Raw genomic sequence first — 19,048 nt, 5'->3', positions numbered from 1 at the left:
AAATCAGAGGCCGAACACACGTTTGGCAAAGCCGAGATGCTCGTCGGCCCAGCCGATGACGCCGAGCGTGGAATCGAGATTCTGCGGCGGAGTGCGCACCAAGGTGTCGCGTCGGACGAGTCGGTCGAAATCGACCTGAGCGCGGCCGAACTGGACCCCGGCCGTGACCATGATGTTCGCCAGTTCTTGCGCCATCACCCCGTACGCGACTGTCGTGGGATGAACGCCGTCGAGCGAGAAGAGGCCGCCCGATGCGCGGCCGCCGCGACCGTCGGCGGAGAGGAACAGCGAGTCCGGCACGGGTTGCAAGTCGGTCAGTGCTTTGGGGAGGGGGTACGGCGTCCACCATGACGGCCGCGCATTGACGTCGGTGACGTAGCGCCGTGAGGCCACGCGCTCGAGCAACCCGGCAATATCGCAGAGGTACCAGTCCTTCCCCACCCGACGGGCATTCGCGACGGCTTGCTCGATACCGTCGTTGTACACGTCGATTGCGGTATCGACGGCCCACGCCTGCGCGCCGGTGATGTGTTGATCGCGCTGTGGGTCGAAGTCTGTGTCGCGCACCCACGGTCGCGCGTAGTACGGGAAATAGCGGGATCCGATTTCGATCTTGCCGCCGAGCCCGTGGGCGATCGGTGCGATGGTCACGTGTGGGACGGTGCAGAGGATGACGTGCTGGGCGTTGATCTTGCGGATCGCGGCCAGCACCTCGGCGTACTCCGACGCGAAGTGCTCGGGCTGCCACACCGTGTATTCGCGCTTGCCGTCCGGGTCACGGAAGTTGTTGCCGCTCCACTCGACTCGGAGTTCGGTGACGGTGCGGAGCGCATTGTTGGCCCCGAGAAAGACGATCAGAGTTTCGATGCCTTCCTTGCCCAGTTCCGCTGCCGCGTCGAACGCCGTCATGCGCTTCTCTGCCTCGGAGCCTCGCGGCAGAACTCTCAGTGCGGCGCGTTCGCCGTTGTTCTCGACGATCTGGCTGATCAGGTCGTCGTGCGGTTCGTGCAGGGCTGCCTCACACCCATGTGCGGTCTTGGTCAGAGCGTCACGAAGATCCCACCCGTAGACCGAAAGGCTGTGATTGATCGCCGAGAACGTCGGCGCTTCGCTGCCCGGCCCACGCTCCCAGTAGTCCTCCACCTGGTCCATGAACTCGCGTGCAGCAAAGAGTGCGAGCGGAACCTCCCAGAGGTCGAGCCGTGGGCCGAAGCGCTCTTCGAGGGTGCGGAGCAGCAGTTCGATGTTGAGTGGGAGCCCGCCCGGACCGCCGTATCGGGGAAAGCGGAACCGATCGAGCCAGCCCAACTGGTGAGCAATGATCGACGGATACGACAGCTCGGTATTGAAGACCGCCCCGCTCTGAAATCCCTGCGACAGCGAGTCGCCGATGACCACCAACCGGTGTGGAGCATCTCCCGCAGGCGGAACTACCGGAATCCCGACTGTGGGATCGAACTGCGGAATCCTGGGTCCTCCGGCGGCTGCGGCCACGACGTCGTCGGGAGTATCGGATGGAAGTTCCACGCCCACTCACCTCCGGAAAGTCCAGCTGGTCAGCTGATCAGTGGTGGCTTACGCCGATCGGCATTGTCCTGATCCGATTGCTTCTCTATCGACCTGACAACCTCGTCGGCCCACTGTTGATTTCGGCCGTCGAATTCTGCGCGGTCCCGGCGCGCGATACCGCGTCCGACCAGGATGGCAATCGGAATGGAACACACGACCCATACGAGTAGTACGCCTCCGACAATCCACCACATACTCAGTAATTGTGCCCGATTCGCCGACCGTTGTGCTCCAGGTCGAAACTTCTGCCCGAATCGTGGCGTTCAATTGAGGTGAGCTCGCAGGTCAGTAACGATCGGCGTCGACGGTTTCGCGGACCTTACGGACCTGATTCCAACCACGAGCGGCGATGCCGAAGGCAACAAGCGACATCAGATCCGAGACCGTCAGACCGTGTTCTCGATTCAACGACCACAAGACCTGACCTTCCAGCGGGCCGTTGAAGAAGAGCCACGCCACTCCTGCGCAGACGGTCGCAACAACACTGGCCTTCGACGGCTTCATCAAGCACACGGTGCTGGTCACGAACAACAAGTTCATGAACACCAGACCGTAGAAAATTCCGATCATGCGACTCCCCCCGAAGTTGGTTCGTTCAGCTGCGGTTGAAGTTCAGGTACGCCTTCGACGGAGTCGGGCCGCGCTGACCCTGGTACTTGGATCCGGCCTCGGAGCTTCCGTAGGGGAACTCTGCAGCGCTCGACAGCTTGAGCAGGCAGAGCTGCCCGATCTTCATTCCCGGCCACAGCGTGATCGGCAGGTTTGCGACGTTGGACAGCTCCAGTGTGATGTGGCCACTGAAACCCGGGTCGATGAAGCCGGCAGTGGAGTGCGTCAAAAGGCCCAGGCGCCCGAGGCTCGACTTACCTTCGAGGCGGCCGGCCAGGTCGTTCGGCAGTGAGCACACTTCGAGAGTCGAACCGAGAACGAACTCGCCGGGATGAAGCACAAACGGCTCGCCCTCTGCTGGTTCGACCAGGCTGGTCAGCTCGTCCTGGCGCAGTGCCGGGTCGATGTGCGTGTACCGCGTGTTGTTGAACACCCGAAACAGACCATCCAGGCGCACGTCGACGCTCGACGGTTGCACCATGGAATCGTCGAAAGGGTCGATACCCAGACGTCCAACGGAGATTTCGGCACGGATGTCACGATCGGAGAGCAGCACAGGTAGAGGTTACCGGTTCTGCGGGCAGTGCCGACCCATCGATGGGTGCGATCACACCGTGGTTACCGAACACGATGCGCGGGTTCTGGACTCCCACGGCAGAGCCCAGCCCCACCTGTCGCGAGTTCTCCATCCCGACAGGCTTTCCCGCGCATAACTTTTAGACGAAGATCCACCAATTGTGCCGACTTCGACACGCGCCTTCTCTTCAACGACGGCCAGTGATACGTCTGCTCGAATGCTCGTCTGATAATGTTCGGAAAGCACGTTGATCGGCGGTGAAAACACGTCCGGTCGGCTGCGACGCCGATGTAGTTCAATGGTAGAACATCAGCTTCCCAAGCTGAATACGCGGGTTCGATTCCCGTCATCGGCTCCACCGATTCTCCGCAGTTCAGAGCCCTTTTGGGGCAGGCGAACTTCGCTTGTTTGGGCCCCAAATCCTGTGACAGCTACACGGCAGGTACACAACCTCCTCCATTCAGTGATCAGTCAACATGCATCCAACGCAAATCGGGGTGCTAGCCTCAATCTTTCATGAGAGGCCCCTGGTCGACCCGTGTGCAGTCGGGATGCTGCCAGATTCCACTTCTCCGGAGTCGTGTTCTTTCCGCTCGTGCCAACAAGATTCACCGTGATTTAGGTCGGTGCCGGCAACGCCTCCAGCCTTGCCAACGCTGCCGTGATCAGTCCGGACCACGGCGCCCGCTCCGATAGGCGCAGGCGCGTTTTCCGAGCATGGCGGGCGAGACGCCCGGCAATCGAAAACAGTCGCAAGCGGAGTCGTTTCGGTTCCCACCGCCGTGCATCACTGCTGGCCAACGCCAATATCTGCATACATGCTGTCAACTCGGAAGCGAGCGTGACGATCGCCAACCAGATCGCATTCTGCGCGAAACCGTGCAACGGCAAGTTCGTCGAACCCGTGTCCTTGGCTGTGCGGATTCGGTCTTCCCAGCGAGCCCGACGACGGTGCCGCAGCTCCAAGGTTTGCAGGCTCCCGACGACTGTATTGGTCACGAACGCGGTCAACCGCAGACCGTTACGGTCGGTCAGCAGTTGAGCGCCGGGATGGGGTCGTTCTTTACGCACGATGAGCCGCATTCCTGCAGGCCAGCCCGGCAAGTGGACGAGCCCGATCAGTTCTGCGACCCGGCTCCGTCTCGGATGCCGCTACCCGAATCGAGTGCCGGTATCCACAGATCTTCGGGAATGTCATCAACCGCCTCTGCCATCGCGTCGGTCAAGGTGAACCCGACCGAATACGACAATCGCCGGGCGGTCAAATATTCGAGGAAGGCATGGGTGCCGCCTGCACCGTCGGTGCGGATCAGCACTTTCTTCCCGACGCCGCCGCTGGTTCGGAACGGCAACTGCGCCAATGCTTGTCGGGTCACTTGAATGTGGTCGGCAGCGGTATTGGAACCGGCGTTGCCTGGCCGCAGCAGGAAACTCAAGGGTTCACCTGTGCCGTGTTCACCGTGGTCGACGAACGCCAAAAGAGGATGGAGACCGTAGCCCCGCTTGAAATTCGGCGCAGTTTTCTCTTTCTCCGAATGGGAGGTCACGAGGGTGGCATCGAGGTCGATGATCAGTGGTTGCTGCGGGTCGATGTGGTGGTCGGGTGCCTGGTCTCCGGCGTGGGACCACGCTGTTTTTCGGGCTGCAGTTCGGGCGGAGTTGATCGCGGACTGTGCGGCCGGTTCGTCGGCGGCGAGGATGCTGATCAGGCGAGATACGGTCGCGTCGGATGCAACCGGCCCGAACAGGGCCGGTTGTTCACGCAGGGGCGCGATGTCTGCGAGGCAGTCACCACCGACGGCGAGGGAGAGTGCGAGGTCGAGAATGATTTTGCCCGGATCGTGGTGAGCGGTGGGTTTACGCCACGGCGACAAAGCTTCGGACAAAGCTGTGGTCAGGCCGGTTCTTTCGGCGGTGCTGATCAGAATAATCGCTCCGGATTGCGACACGAGTGCGCGGTCGGTGGTGTCGACGGAGAGTTTCGGATAGCAGGAAGTAGACCTACTCACCAGATAGGTGCCTTTCGAACGTGAATAATTTGACCCTAGACAAGTCTTATTATTGCAGTTCAGGGCACCTTTCTTTGTGTCTGGCACTGGGTTTCGTGACGACTATCGTGAAAGCACGAGGTTAGCCCTCAAGTCAGTCACTCCACTGGCGGCACCACACGTACGAATCAAGTGCGCGCCCAACGCGCACCTGACAAACACGCAACTATCAGGTTAAACAGGTCGAAATAGACCTCCCTGCAAAGTCAACGCGCCAGCACGCCGCAAAATGTCGGACCTCAATCCAGCGACAAGCACCAGGTCGCGACACCCTGACCCCGACCAGCAACAACACGGTCCTGATCTGCAAAAACACTGTGTAAATCGGTCACAAGTGGCGACCTGAAACTCGCCACCAGGCAAGCGCCAGAACTCCCGCGACACCAAGCATGGTCAATTTCTGTCGCTCCCGCGCAATCACTCTGCCGGACAGTCGAGATTGAGCCCGATCGTCATGACGATCGGGCTCAACCTGCTGTTCGATTATGAGCTACTGCCGGCACCACCACCAGTAATCATGTCCAGGCTCTGGAACCCAGCGCCCTCCATTGAGGCCACATACAGCCCCATCACACCGGCAGTCAGCAGCCCATTCAGGAGCTGGACCATTCCATGGTAGTAATCCGAAGACATGGTCTCACCTCACGAGAGTGAATCTAGGAACGTCGTCAGCAAAGCGCCGAATCCGACGTAGTTGGGAGGCCCTCCAATAAAAGAGCCGAAAATTACCTCAGAGAGGTCCAATGACATTTCTTGCAGTGACATCAGCAGTTTCTCTTTCCGGCCATATCAGGGCCTTCCAAGTGATAAGGTAATCGGCCCCTCGATCAAGAGGGCATATAGCGTGGGCAGCATCTGGGTGACTGTTTGCCCCAGTGAGCCGAACATGCTTGCACTTAGCTCCATTACTCCCCCTCAGCTAGGTTCGGACGATGAGACGTTCATCGACATTGCATTGAGCCCATCCAAGGATCCCCCGAGGATAGGCGCGATTCCCCTCACGAAGGAGCCTAAAGCTCCCAGAAAGTCATAGGACATTGGTTTTTCTCTCCTAAAGTACGAAGTTATAGTTCCAGGCCGACTTGGGAGGGATACCGAGACCCCAGTAGGCGTGCGACAGGAAGCTCGAAACGCCAATTCCGGTGATCGACTGGGTGGATGCCCCGTCTGTCGCTACCAGATTGACAGTCGCCCCGCCCTGAACCTGATCGGCCATCGTGCCGGTACCCTGGAGACACCATCCTCCCGCAGCGTCCGTAGTGGTTGAGGCTGTCCACGGCGCCCCCGGCGGCGGCACTAGAGTGCCGGTCACGGTCGCGCCATGGATTCCCATTCCGGCGGCATTTTTGACTACACCGCATACCTGGTTGGCGGCGGTTGGCGTTTGACCTACGGCAGGAAGATGCGTTGCCGAGGCCATGCCGGTGCCAGCAAAAACCATTGCTCCCGCCGTGGCGGCAAGCAGAGCCGATTTGGCGGAATTCTTCATGGACAGATTCATGAGCATTTCCTTCGGTTGAGTTGATAGACCCCGATCATTCAAACCACAGGCGAAAGAGCTGGAGTCTGTGCGCCTCCACCCGATCCGATCAACATCATCACTAGCATGAGTTCCCTGCACCCTTCACGGGCATTTAAATCCGTTGGGCATCGGAATGTAGGCAGGAGAAATCGCCATGTGTGGCGAATTTCCCTGTTCTACTATTCTTTCCCTGCTTAGCCATCGATGAGTTGATGACCATCGGTTACTGCGGGTTCCCCGCCACGAGATCTTCTCTAAGCGAATTGTTCACATCTAGTGATGTGCATCATCTTACACGGAACGTGTTCTAACTGGAGACGGTTTCGACATATATTTAAATTACCTCCACTTCATGGCCGGGGCATATTTTTTGTTAGCTAATATTCAGAGTGCCTCCTTCTATGACCAGCATCGATGTTTAACAGGTGACGCAAAGGATTCATGACCCGACGAGTATTCGTCACCGGATAACGATGATCCAGGTCACGATCGGGGGTCGATGTGGATGAACACTATGCGTTGGCTCACAGTTTTGCAACAGGTTTCAGTAATTCAATCGAATTCCACTAAACAGTGTGCCACTCCGCCCATTTCAAATAGCACATTGGGCTCACGTTTTGGTCGACTTTCACAAAGAACCCACTTTAGTTGGATTCATCCACTACTTTAGTTGGATTCAGAGCTGTCCGCCCGAACAGAAGATGGACGCCGCCCCACTCAACCCAGTCGCAAAAATTTCCAAGCGAACCCTATAAAATTACATAGCATTAGTCACTCATCGGCTTTCGAACAATTTTCGTTGCAGCTATTTCATCGCTACACATTTCGTTGAACCCACTTCCATACTCAACCGCCAGAGCAAGAGGTCCATACTTCAACCTCCCAGCAAATTGGAATTAACGCAATACTGATCACTCCATCCTAAATGTGCAGCTAAAGTCCATTTTTAAGGTTAGCCACTGTCCAGCGAGCGCGAAATATGGTTCATACCTAGCCAAAGCAAGGAACCGCAATCATCGAGGAAACCTACTTGGAGGTTGTAGTTTTAACTAAAATCTAGCTATAGATTAGCAATGGACAAATTTTCAATTCCCCACTAACATAAAATGCGTTCTATTACTGTGATCCGGGAACCTCGAAGGTTGCATCTCAACAAGGCCTGAATCCTCCCTGATCCCTCAAGTTGGAAAGGGTTCGATTTCCGTCCGAACTCAACGACCAGGAGTAGCCCGAAGATGACGGCACAAGACGAAAAGTTCCGACTGTCCCGACGAGGTTTCATGGCCGCTGGAGCCGGCGCCGTGGCAGCGACCGCATTCGCCGGCTGGACGCCGGCCTATGCCGTCCCCGCCGGCTCCGCGGGTGGTCCCGTCTCCACCCTCACGCCGCCGCCTGCCTTCCCCGAAGGCATCGCGCTGTACCAGCAGGCGTATCAGAACTGGTCCAAAGAGATCATGCTCGACGCGATCTGGACCTGTTCGCCCAAGACGCCCGAAGACGTAGTCCGCCTCGCGAACTGGGGTCATGCCAACGGCTACACCATTCGTCCCCGCGGTGCCATGCACGGCTGGACGCCGCTGACCATCGTCAACGGTGCGCCGGTCGACAAGGTCATCCTCGCCGACACCACGGTCCACCTCACCGGAGTCTCCGTCAACGCCGGTGGCAGCCCGGCCACCGTCACCGCAGGACCCGGCGCGACCCTCGACGCCATCACCACCGCACTGCAGGCACAGGGCCTCGGGTTCGCGAACCTGCCGGCGCCGGGTGTGTTGACCATCGCCGGCTGCCTCGCCGTCGACGCTCACGGTGCAGCGCTCCCCGCCGAAGGCGAAGCACACGTTCCCGGACAGACTTTCGGCTCCCTCTCCAACCTCGTCACCTCCCTGACTGCAGTGGTCTGGAACGGCAGTGAGTACGCGCTCGAGACGTACGCGCGTAGCGATGCAGCGATCAAGCCGCTGCTGACTCACCTCGGACGCACCTTCCTCACCTCCGTGACCTTGCAGGCCGCTCCCAACTACCGCATGCGCTGCGTCAGCCACACCGACATCGGTTGGCAGGAACTCTTCGGTGCCCGCGGAGCGTCCGGACGCACCTTCGAGAAGTTCGTCCGCGAAAACGGTCGCGCAGAAGCAATCTGGTACCCCTTCACCGAACGCCCGTGGATGAAGGTGTGGTCACTTGCCCCCACCAAGCCGCCGTTCTCGCGTGAGGTGACCGGGCCCTACAACTACATCTTCTCCGACAACCTCCCGGAGCCGGTCACCGACATGATCGGGCAGATCAACGCCGGAAACCCGGGCATCGCACCGGCATTCGGGCAGATCATGTACGCCACCACCGTTGCCGGACTCGCCGCGACCTTCTCCAACGACCTGTGGGGATGGTCCAAGGACGTCCAGTTCTACATCCGGGCCACCACCCTTCGTCTGACCGAGGGCGGCGGAGCCGTCATCACCTCCCGCGCCAACATCGGCCAGGTCATCCACGACTTCACCCAGTGGTTCAACGGCCGCATGGAGTACTACCGCTCTATCGGACAGTTCCCCCTCAACGGCCCCGTCGAAATCCGTTGCTGCGGCCTCGATCAACCCTCGGACGTCGAGGTCGACTCGGCAGGCGCCCCCACCATCTCGGCCATGCGCCCGCGCCCCGACCATCCGGAATGGGACACCGCCATCTGGCTCAACGTCCTCGGCGTCCCCGGAACCCCCGGCATGTTCGCGTTCTACCGCGAAATGGAACAGTGGATGCGTAATCACTACAACAACAACGACGCCACCTTCCGCCCCGAGTGGTCCAAAGGCTGGGCGTTCGGCCCCGACAAGCCGTACACCGACGCCCCGATCATCACCCAGGGCCTCCCCCAGACCTACCGCGACGGCGTCCCATCGAGCGACAACTGGGACACCGCCAACGCCGCATTCAACGCGTTGGATCCGCACAAGGTCTTCAGCAACACCTTCCTGGACCAGTTGCTGCCTTGAGGTTCAAGTACTGAGCGCACACTCTGACAATTCGACGGTCGTCGCCACTCCCCTACTTTCGGGAGTGCGGCGCCCGTCTGCGTATGCGCTTTGGGCGTCGGTCGCTGACCTTATCTACCTCACACCCCAGCGCTGAACAGCCGAAGCGAAAGGCGAGCAAGAAGTTCAGGACCCCACCCTCCGTCACATGGTGCCGAGTCACGTAAGTCACGGCGGCGCAGTCGCCGTTGTCGAGACGTCAGTGAACGACGTGAAGGATGGTCTAATCACGAGGGGCGGTCAACGCACACAGAGACGGCTTCTATCTACGCTGCTCGTAGCACGCTGTACCAAGCCCCGTCGTGCGCCGAAAACCGCAGTGGGGTCGAGCCTTTTGTCCCAGAACTCGCCAGCAGCGATCGTCTGCTCGGCCGTCGGCGTGCCTGATACCAGGCCGAATATTCCCATCGGTCGACACGAGAAACCATCTCGGGATGCCTTCCGGCGCAGCCTCGCCGGCACGAACCTGATCACCCCGCACCGTTCAGAAGGTGGGCACCGCAGATAGTGGTGCCCGTCGATTACGTATCGCCGCCCGCGCACCCCTCGGTGCTGCCTGCCGCATCATCGACGTCGAAGAAGAGAAACTCGCCGAGACCCGGCGCGCCAATACCGATCTACGACAGGCGCATACGCGGCGACTCGCCAACTGACCTACCCTCTCCGACTCGCTGCGAGCCAAGGCCAGGACCGGGCCTGAGGGTGAACGGCCGCGTCCATCCGTGGGTCGAGCTACGACAACGCGCTCGCCGAACGATCAACGGGCTCTACAAGACCGAGTTCATCAAACCTCACGGGCCGTGACGAACGGTCGAACAGGCGATTCTGTCAAGCACTTACGCTCTGGCACCGAACCGCTGACCAGCTCAGTCGATCATTTTCAGTACTGGGAGGACGAAGTATGCGCCAGTCCTGGTGGCTGTCGACACTGCGGGCCGGCACCCCATAGATGCTCGATCGCTCTGGGCTCGCCAGAAACGGTCGACGAGCTGAAAATAGGCACAACGGACACCTTTCAGTATGCGCTATCCAGGCACACGCATGCCTACCTGTACCCAAAGTATTGTCACAAGGTTTCAATGAATCGCACCGGCGAGTCCGGAGATTTACTGATTTGAGAACTCCGCAATTCGCGTAGTTCTGTGTTCACAGTAGTAGAACGCCTCGAGTTCGACCGGCGGCACATCGCCGCAGTGCTCGTAGAGACGTCGGTGGTTGAACCAGTCCACCCACTCCAACGTGGCGATTTCCACATGTTCGACCGTTCGCCACGGCCCGCGCGGTTTGATCAACTCGGTCTTATAGAGACCATTGATCGTTCGGCGAGAGCATTGTCGTAGCTCGACCCGGTCGCCCCGATCGAGGCATCGATTCCGACCTCAATGAGACTGTCGGTGAACACAATTGACGTGTTTTGCGACCCGCGATCGCCAAAGATGAATGAGCCCGGACAGGTCGGTAATCCCTTCTCGGCGGCGGGTCCAGATTGCGTGCTCGATCGCATCGAGCACCAGCGGTGTCGGCATCGTCGTCGCGGTTCGCCACCCGAGGATTCGGCGTGAATACGCATCGATCACGAATGCGACGTACACCCAGCCCGACCACGTCGAAACGTAGGTAAAGTCGGCTACCCACAACATATTTGGCGCAACCGGGTTGAACTTTCGCTGCACCAGATCCTCCGCGCGACGACCTTGTGGATCGGCGATGGTGGTGCGTTTGGGCTTGCCTCGACGGGCGCCTTCGAGCCCGAGAACACCCATCAACCGTTCGACCGTGCACCGGGCCACGTCGATGCTCTCTCGACGCATTTCCAGCCACACCTTGCGGGCGCCGTAGACCGAATAATTCTGGGCATGCACACGGCTGACCTCGATCTTCAGCTCTTCGTCGCGCACGGCCCGCCGCGAAGCGGAACGGTTGCGGGCCTCGCAGTAGGTGGACGGCGCAATTGAACAGCCGTGCTCGCTGAGCGCCCTGCACATCGGCTCGACGCCGTACTCACTCTTGTTTCGGTTGATGTAGTCGATGATCACTTGTTGTTGCGGCCCTGCTCCGCTGCGAAGAAAATCATGATATGTGGGTGATCTGACGCATCCAGTGTCAGGCTGATCATGTCGGTTGTCGGCTCGATCGAGGAGGCCCCACAATGAATGCTTTCGTCCCAGCGCTGGTCCGGCCGCCTGGCGAAATTCCACGACTCGGCGAACCACTTCTCGATGAATACCTACGCTTCGTCGCTGCGAGAGCACGAACCAACACCCTCCTGGCACAGACGTTCGACCTGAAAGTCTTCTTCACCATCATCGGCAAGGAACCGACGCAGGTGAGCACCAGCGATGTACTGGCTTTCATTCAAGCGCAACGACTTCCACGCAAAGAGAATGTGGTCCGCCTCAGCGACGGCGAATCGGGACTGGCCATCTCGACCATCAAACGTCGACTGGCGTCGATCTCCGGCCTGTTCTCCTACCTCCATGAGCGTGGGCTGGTCGAGAAGAATCCCGTGCCGCGAGGCCTCTCGACCCGGTCAGGACGCTCTCACGTTCGCGGGACCCCACTGATCAGAGCGCCGCGGCGCCTCCCACGGGTACTGAGCCCCGACGAGGTCAACGCACTATTGGCCGCGCTACGCTGCGAACGAGACCGGGCGATGGTCCTGTTGATGCTGTTCGGCGGACTACGCCGATGCGAGGTGCTGGGCTTACGGATGCCCGATGTCCGACCCGGTGAGCGACGAGTGTTCGTCGCCGCCGGCAAAGGCGGCCACCAACGCATCGTCCCGGTCGCACCGACCTTCTTCGAAAGCCTCGGCCGCTATCTCGACGCCGAACGCCCGATCGACAGTGCCACCGATCATGTCTTCGTGGTCCTCAAACGTCCCAGACGCGGCAACCCGCTTTCCGCGGCCGGTCTCGATGAAATTCTCTCCGGCGCCCGAGTTCGAGGCGGGTTACCTCATGCGACATGTCACGAACTTCGACACACCTGCTTCACCCGACTCCGCGAATCGGGGATGGCGTTGGAGGCGATTCAAGCTCAAGCCGGGCACGCATCCATCGAGTCCACACGCATCTATCTGCATCTGGCCAACGATTGGCTGATCGGCGAGTATTCCAAGGCGATGGACATTCTCGACGGCATCGCCGGTGACATCCCTGGAGATGCGAAATGAGCGTTCCGACAGACTCTTTGAGAAAACCTGAGTCAACCGCGGCCCGCACATACGTTCACGCGGTCACCAATGCACATGCCCACCGAACCCGACTCCGGGCTGTCCTGCGGTTCGAGGACAGGTTCGGTGATCTCGGCGCATGGAACGCGCTACCGGTGTCGGCGCGCATGGCAGCTCCCGACATCGTGCGCGCGTTCGTTGCCTTCGCGGCCGTCTTCGAGTCGGTGGCCGTCGATGCGATCTATGTTGTGCAATCATCATCGAAATGGGGCGCCCATCTGGCCGAACGTGAACCCGTAGCTGCTTCCACATTCCGCACGCAGGCAACAAGTTTGGGATTCTGCGAGCGCGAGGCAGGGAAGATGTGGTCCAAACTCGCGCAGATCTGTGTCATCGCCGGCGCCACGACCGAGGCGCTCACCTCGGCGGAGTATGTCGCGGCCCGGGCCCAGTTTCATTCCGCCGTAGTCGCCAAGGTCGGGCGTGCACCGAAATCGTTGAACGCGCCACTCTTTGGGCTCGATGCGCTCATGTTCCATCGCGGCCAAGGACCCCGGCCACATCCGCGCAAACGCTGGGCAGCACGATCGGTGCCCGAGATCGGTTGGGACCGCGCCGAGGAGTGCGCGCCCGTCATGGTCGCTACGATGCGCCGTTACCTCGACCAGATCGGCATCAGCCTGCGGGTCTCGTCGGTGGACTGCATCGAGGCCACACTGCGCCAGTTCGCCGGCCATCTGGCCACCACCAGCGACGTAGTCTGCGTCGCCGACATCGACCGCACCCACATCGAGGCCTACAAGACCTGGTTGGCGGCACGGCCGGGGTATCGCAAGAACACGAACCTGTCCAAGACCACCATCGGCATGCGCATGGGGCACCTGAGCGCGTTCTATCAACGCATCATCGAATGGGACTATCCTGATATCCCTGCCCGAGCGCCGGTCTACTCCTCGGACCGGCCGATCAAGGACAAGCCGCTACCGCGATTCCTCGACGACGGCGCCGCCGCCAAGTTCTTGACCGCAGCCCGCAACCTGCCCGACGAGTTCGGTCGCCTCGCCATCGAAATGCTCTCACGTACCGGCATGCGCAAAGGCGAACTCCTCGACCTGACAATCGATTCGGTCGTCCAGATCGGTTCCGCCTACTGGCTCCGCATCCCCGTCGGCAAGCTCCACAACGACCGGTACGTCCCCTTGCATCCCCAACTCAAAACAATGATCGACACCTGGCTCGAGCACCGACCGGACTGGCAGGACAGTCCGCTGCTCTTCACCGACCGCGGTCGTCCGATCCCGGGCACCCGAATCGACAAGGCAGTCCAATCCGCTGCTGCCGCAGCGGGAATCGGCCACGTCCACCCTCATCAGCTGCGGCACACACTCGCGACGCAGGCCATCAACCGGGGTATGAGCCTCGAGGCGATCGCCGCATTGCTCGGGCACAAGACAATGGAGATGACGATGGTCTATGCCCGAATCGCGGACCGGACCGTTGCCGACCAATACTTCTCCGTCACAGAGAAAGTCGAAGCCCTCTACAGTAAACACGAACCCGCCGTCCTGCCTGCCGAGGACGAGCCCGCCGCGATGCGCAAACTCCGCGCCGAAGCCCACCGGCGGATGCTCGGTAACGGCTACTGCGCACGCCCAGTCGAACTCGACTGCCACTTCGAGTCGATCTGCGAGTCATGCACGTTCTTCGTCACCACCATCGAGTTTCTCCCCACCCTCACCCGTCAGCGAGACGACGCCGCAGACAAGGGCCAGATCGGGCGGCAGAAGGTCTTCGACGGACTTATCCAGCGACTCGACGACACGGGCACTTGACATCGATCACCCACATAAACCGATGCCGACTTCAGAATCTCGTTGGCACGCTTGAGTTCCCGATTCTCAGCGCGAAGCTTGCGCATCTCCGCAGCCATTTCGCTCGTCACACCAGGCCGCTCGCCGGCATCAGTTTGCGCTCTCCGAATCCAGTTGAGCAATGTTTGCGCTGTTCCGATACCGAGTTTGTCGGCCACGGATTCGACCGCGGCCCATTCCAACGGATATTCGTGCTGGACCTCGGCGACCATCCGCACCGCACGCTCACGCAACTCGGGCGGGTACCTCTTGTTCGTTGCTGACGACATGACTCCATCTTTCCCAAAGAATGAAGTACCGGAAACTCCGGTCCGATTCACTGCTCGGGCTCCGCGCGCTTATCAGTTGAAGTTTTTAGAACCGATCTGCCGTAGCGCACCCGGACGCCGGGAACCACAACTCACGCAAGAATGCAGGTCTTCTCACAATCACAACTGTGAAAATACCCAAGTCCGTCAAAAATCACCTTCGAAAAGCATCAAGTACGTATTCTTCCTCAGTATCGGACAGCCCTAACCGTAAGTCCCAATGCACGACCATCGGCCTGCACATTAAAAACCCTCACCGACCTACATCTTGTGCCTGCTCGGATCATCCGTGGTTCGACTCATACACTCCGGATCCGAAAGAGCCGGATAAAGCTCGAAGAAATACCCCAGTTTGGAGGACTGTCACATTAGCGTCGCGCTACCTCCCGAAGATCTTAAAAACCGGCAGGTTGGCCCCAATTCGATAGAAGGCCGTAGGCGCCCAGAGTCGAAACCTTATTCCTCGCAAGCACTGCAGCGTCTTCCTTGGTTATGACGTTCGGAGCTACGGCTTCTCACGCAACTCCCAAACCGGGCAACTTTGGCGGAGGCGATTCTGGTGGACCTTGGTTGGTGGACTACAACTCCTCGAATGGCCTCGGATATATCAGGACAGTCACCTCATTCGGTCCAGGCTCGCCCGCTTACATTGCAGGTCCCAATTTCGATAGCAGGACCTCTGCCCTGTATGCAGTAGCGAATGCTGCCGGGCCCTAGACGGAGAGAGGAGGTGAATTTGAAATGAATAACGTCCTCTTTGCTATCGTCAACGTGATCGTGGCGATGGCGAACGGTTCCACGATCCCCTTCTCAGTAGAAGGCGCAGGGCCACTAACCGCACCCGACTTGTAGAAAAGATCGGCCGACCGCATGTGGATGACAGTTTCAGCTCTGCCTGAAACTTGCATATCAGCAGATGCGTGGATCGTGCGGTGGTCACAAACACAATCTCCCCTAACTGTCCAGGAAGGGGAGATTGTGTTTGACAGGTCCCAAATAGTCGGTGGAGGCCGCCCCGAATAGGATCAGCAACCAAATGTCACAGCGACGCCGGTTTGATCACGCGAGTATGCACCGTGAGCAGAATTCACACAGAGGTCGATTTAATGTGCATCTGCTCAAACAGCATTCTCAGCTCCAGGTGATCGAATACGTCTGCTGGCGCGAGTGCCCTTGCCACGTTGAGGCAGCTACCGATCTCGGACGCGAGCGGGAGCTGTCTCCGATGTTGACCACGATGGACCTGTACCTAGTTGGCACCGATAAATTTAGTCGTCGACCAGGTAGCCGGTGGAAACGCTTCGGTCTTCGGCCTGATTACGGGCGGCCGCACTATTTGGTGAGGATCGGTCGGTCGCCTCTTGAAATGTAATTGGCGAATCGTTCAATTCCTGCTTGTGAGAAGCTCCCTCGGCCTGCGCGTTTCAGTGCGGCTTCGACGAATGGGAGCGGTTTCCTGCGGTATGTGCGGTAGATGCTGTCGAGTACTGGTTGCAGTGCCCGGCGTGCGAGGTCTGCTGTTTCCGGGTCTGAACCCCCGAACTTCACTGTCACATTCGGCATAGATACCCCTGTTGGTCGAGTGTCCGATTCCCTGGTCGGAAGCGTACGTATCGGGATTGCGAATCAGTACAGAAACACCAAAACGGGGCGCTAAGTCCCTACTTGCGGTGGATGCGATTCCGTCTTTGGGTTGACGAAAGGGGCCCGGCCGCGGCGTGCGGTCCGGCTTCTGTTCTACGACTCCGGGTTACGCCCCGAAGCCGAGGCTGCGGTTTCGCCTGCTTCACGTTGGGTGGCGAACTGCCGATGCTGACGGGTGTTTGCGTCAACGCATAGCAAACTCCCCAAGCTACAACGCCCATGCAGAATGACCCCCGCGACATAGTTGCCGTCATCGAAGAGGTGGCCGAATTCATTGAGGCGATAACTACCGGCCACCCGAAGGTGCCCCGTCCCGTGGTCGACCACCTAGATCGGCGGTTCCACGGTTCCGCAGAAGCTCAATGCCTGTGCGCAGCGCCCCGGGGATCTGGAAGTCGTAGCTGGTCTGCATCCAAGCTGTTCCATCAGCCTCTGCGATGAATATCCCGATGGGTAGCGCTCGGAGACCCAAGGCATCGGTGCCAGATTCCGCGATCTCATTGCCAACATGCCCCACGACGTTCTATGGTTCATTACATGAGTAATGAACCAGTGAACACCGGGCGTCGATCATCGTGATCGACGACGGACGACCACTGTTCCAGCAGATCGCCGAGCAGATCGAAGGCTCGATCATCGACGGCTCACTGCCGGAAGACGGGCAGGTGCCCTCAACCAACGAACTGGCGGCGTTCCACCGAATCAATCCGGCGACGGCAGCCAAGGGCCTCAATCAACTCGTAGGCGAGGGGCTCCTCTACAAGAAACGGGGAATCGGAATGTTCGTCACCGTCGGCGCCCGCGACGCACTCAGGTTCAGACGACGAGAAGCGTTCGCGCGCCAATACATCGAGCCGTTGGTCATGGAGGCCGACCGCCTTCAGATTTCCCTCGACGAACTCAAATCCATGCTGGACGACAGGAAGGCGGACCGATGAACTCAAGCACGACAACGACCAAGTCGCACGTCAGGCGTTTCGACGAAACTGAACTCGTCGCCTCGATGCGAGCAGTGAACAGAAGCTACGGGGACGTCGATGCGCTCTCGGACGTCTCGTTCGAGATCGGCCAGAACAAAATCTACGGCCTGCTCGGACGTAACGGCGCAGGCAAGACCACGATCATGCAGATACTGACCGGACAGGACCTGCACACCAGCGGCGATGTCGAGGTATTCGGCGCTGCCCCTTTCGAAAATGCCGACGTCTTGGCGAACGTGTGCTTCGTCAAGGAAAGCCAGACGTACCCCGAGGACCTCAAGGTCAAGCATGTACTCGTCGCCGCCGGCCATCTGCTCCCGAATTGGGACCACGCGTTCGCCGAGACACTGCTCGACGATTTCCAACTTCCACTGTGCCGCAAGGTGAAGAAGCTCTCGCGCGGCATGCGGTCAGCGTTGGGAGTGATCATCGGACTTGCCTCCCGTGCACCGCTCACGCTCTTCGACGAGCCGTATCTCGGCCTCGATGCCGTTGCACGCCAACTCTTCTACGATCGTCTGCTTGCCGATTATGCCGAACATCCTCGCACTGTAGTGCTTTCGACTCACCTTATCGACGAGGTAGCCAATCTGCTCGAGCACGTGATCGTCGTAGACAGCGGCCGGATTGTCGTCGACGAGGACGCAGACGCACTGCGAGGTCGCGCCGTAGTGGTATCCGGCCCCCTTGATGCGGTGGATGCTGTTGCCGCGTCCGGCAGGGTCCTGCGCCGGGAGACACTAGGCTCCCACAGCCGAATCATGTTGCAGGCCGATGTGACCGAGACCGAGCGAATCCGACTGCGGGAGGCGGGAGTCCAAGTGGAACCGGCATCTTTGCAGGAACTTGTCATCGCGACTTCGACGCAGCGCAAGGAGATCACCGCATGAGCATCGCAACGACAGCGCCCCGGACGGTCCCGAAGGCGCCCACCCGGTCCAGGATCGGTTCCGTCCTCCAACTGCACACGGTCGCGTGGCCGTTGCTGATCGCCTGGCCGGTGGGCATCCTTTTGATCTCTTTCCTCATCAGCTTCACCATCTACGCGATCGTCGGAAACGAGCAGGGTGAGGGATTCACCGGCAGTGTGTTCTCCGTTTACGGTTTCGTGCTGGCGTTCTACCTCCAGTCGATGACCCAGACGTTCCCGTTCGCACTCGGACTCAGCGTGACTCGCCGCGAGTTCTTCACTGCCACCACGATAATGGCGTTGGCACAGTCCGCAATCTTCGCAATCGCCCTACAACTGCTGTCAGTGGTGGAGTCCGCCACCAACGGCTGGGGCGTGCACATGCGCATGTTCGGCATCGCACGCTATTTCACCGACAGCGCAGCCGTTCAGTTGCTCGCGCTGTTCGCGACGCTGCTGCTGACCAGTTCGATCGCAATGCTGACAGGTGCGATCTACCAGCGATGGAGGACCACCGGTCTGCTCGCCTCTCTCACCGGTCTCTTCGGTGTGCTCGGCCTGTCAGCGATCGTAATCACCTGGGCCAGCTGGTGGCCGGCGATCGGTTCGTGGTTTGCCGATACTTCCCGAGTGGTGCCGATGGCACTACTTCCATTGGCCCTGGCCATCGCCTGCATAGCCGGAGCCTGGGTCACTTTACGTCGAGCAACGCCCTGACCGAGTAATCATGTGCGACGCCAGATGTCGCACCGTGTCCGAGTGCCCCTCGGATCGACACCGTCCAGGCAGTTCGGCCCCTTCCTCAG

At 59.7% G+C, this 19,048-nt stretch carries 12 protein-coding genes, 1 tRNA gene and 3 pseudogenes; 8 read left to right on the top strand and 8 right to left on the bottom strand.

Annotated elements, in window-relative coordinates; translation table 11 throughout:
* Positions 1-3: 3 nt before the first annotated feature.
* From RA302_RS06275 to dcd, 4 genes are all read right to left on the bottom strand, one after another.
* Positions 4-1,527, bottom strand: coding sequence for a hypothetical protein (locus tag RA302_RS06275; RefSeq protein WP_338479772.1), 1,524 nt, complete (start codon positions 1,525-1,527; stop codon positions 4-6).
* Positions 1,528-1,556: 29 nt separating this feature from the next.
* Positions 1,557-1,763 carry a hypothetical protein gene (locus tag RA302_RS06270; RefSeq protein WP_019747486.1) on the bottom strand — a complete coding sequence of 69 codons (207 nt, stop codon included), beginning with the start codon at positions 1,761-1,763 and terminating at the stop codon, positions 1,557-1,559.
* A gap of 91 nt (positions 1,764-1,854) precedes the next feature.
* On the bottom strand, positions 1,855-2,139 hold the full coding sequence (locus RA302_RS06265) for a hypothetical protein (protein ID WP_019747487.1): 285 nt from the start codon (positions 2,137-2,139) through the stop codon (positions 1,855-1,857).
* A 25-nt stretch (positions 2,140-2,164) separates the two neighbouring features.
* Positions 2,165-2,734, bottom strand: a complete 570-nt coding sequence (dcd, locus tag RA302_RS06260; protein ID WP_019747488.1) for a dCTP deaminase — start codon at positions 2,732-2,734, stop codon at positions 2,165-2,167.
* A gap of 305 nt (positions 2,735-3,039) precedes the next feature.
* Between dcd and RA302_RS06255 the strand changes: the two genes are divergently transcribed.
* Positions 3,040-3,113: transfer RNA gene (locus RA302_RS06255), tRNA-Gly, on the top strand.
* 260 nt (positions 3,114-3,373) lie between these two features.
* Here the strand turns inward: RA302_RS06255 and RA302_RS06250 are convergent.
* Positions 3,374-4,764, bottom strand: a pseudogene (locus RA302_RS06250) (IS1380 family transposase).
* 1,090 nt (positions 4,765-5,854) lie between these two features.
* Positions 5,855-6,304, bottom strand: a complete 450-nt coding sequence (locus RA302_RS06245) for a hypothetical protein (protein ID WP_338479767.1) — start codon at positions 6,302-6,304, stop codon at positions 5,855-5,857.
* Positions 6,305-7,560: 1,256 nt separating this feature from the next.
* On the opposite strand from RA302_RS06245, the gene RA302_RS06240 reads away from it, so the two are divergent.
* Together RA302_RS06240 and RA302_RS06235 are read left to right on the top strand one after the other, a co-directional pair.
* Positions 7,561-9,315: a cholesterol oxidase substrate-binding domain-containing protein gene (locus RA302_RS06240; protein WP_338479765.1), complete on the top strand. Its 1,755-nt coding sequence runs from the start codon at positions 7,561-7,563 to the stop codon at positions 9,313-9,315.
* A 530-nt stretch (positions 9,316-9,845) separates the two neighbouring features.
* Positions 9,846-10,007: a hypothetical protein gene (locus tag RA302_RS06235; protein ID WP_338479763.1), complete on the top strand. Its 162-nt coding sequence runs from the start codon at positions 9,846-9,848 to the stop codon at positions 10,005-10,007.
* Positions 10,008-10,460: 453 nt separating this feature from the next.
* Here RA302_RS06235 and RA302_RS06230 read toward each other — a convergent pair.
* A pseudogene (locus tag RA302_RS06230) lies at positions 10,461-11,390 on the bottom strand (IS3 family transposase).
* A 113-nt stretch (positions 11,391-11,503) separates the two neighbouring features.
* On the opposite strand from RA302_RS06230, the gene RA302_RS06225 reads away from it, so the two are divergent.
* Entirely contained in the window at positions 11,504-12,529 is a 1,026-nt protein-coding gene (locus RA302_RS06225; RefSeq protein WP_338479762.1) for a tyrosine-type recombinase/integrase, read from the top strand.
* The gene (locus RA302_RS06220; RefSeq protein ID WP_338479761.1) at positions 12,526-14,361 is read left to right on the top strand and encodes a tyrosine-type recombinase/integrase; all 1,836 of its coding nucleotides are present in this window, start codon (positions 12,526-12,528) and stop codon (positions 14,359-14,361) included. Before RA302_RS06225 ends, RA302_RS06220 begins: the two co-directional genes overlap by 4 nt.
* Positions 14,362-14,375: 14 nt before the next feature.
* On the opposite strand, the pseudogene RA302_RS06215 reads toward RA302_RS06220, so the two are convergent.
* Positions 14,376-14,669 (bottom strand): annotated as a pseudogene (locus RA302_RS06215) (transposase); the annotation flags it as partial.
* A gap of 2,258 nt (positions 14,670-16,927) precedes the next feature.
* Here RA302_RS06215 and RA302_RS06210 point away from each other — a divergent pair.
* From RA302_RS06210 to RA302_RS06200, 3 genes are read left to right on the top strand one after another with little or no spacing between them, the layout of a single operon-like run.
* The gene (locus tag RA302_RS06210; RefSeq protein WP_019747490.1) at positions 16,928-17,290 is read left to right on the top strand and encodes a GntR family transcriptional regulator; all 363 of its coding nucleotides are present in this window, start codon (positions 16,928-16,930) and stop codon (positions 17,288-17,290) included.
* Positions 17,287-18,222, top strand: coding sequence for an ABC transporter ATP-binding protein (locus RA302_RS06205; protein WP_020968709.1), 936 nt, complete (start codon positions 17,287-17,289; stop codon positions 18,220-18,222). Before RA302_RS06210 ends, RA302_RS06205 begins: the two co-directional genes overlap by 4 nt.
* Positions 18,219-18,959: a hypothetical protein gene (locus RA302_RS06200; RefSeq protein WP_020968708.1), complete on the top strand. Its 741-nt coding sequence runs from the start codon at positions 18,219-18,221 to the stop codon at positions 18,957-18,959. Before RA302_RS06205 ends, RA302_RS06200 begins: the two co-directional genes overlap by 4 nt.
* Positions 18,960-19,048 lie beyond the last annotated feature (89 nt).

Origin of the sequence: Rhodococcus sp. DN22 (assembly GCF_036669995.1) — a bacterium.
GTDB lineage: Bacteria > Actinomycetota > Actinomycetes > Mycobacteriales > Mycobacteriaceae > Rhodococcus_F > Rhodococcus_F erythropolis.
This window is presented reverse-complemented; position numbering and strand designations above follow the sequence as displayed.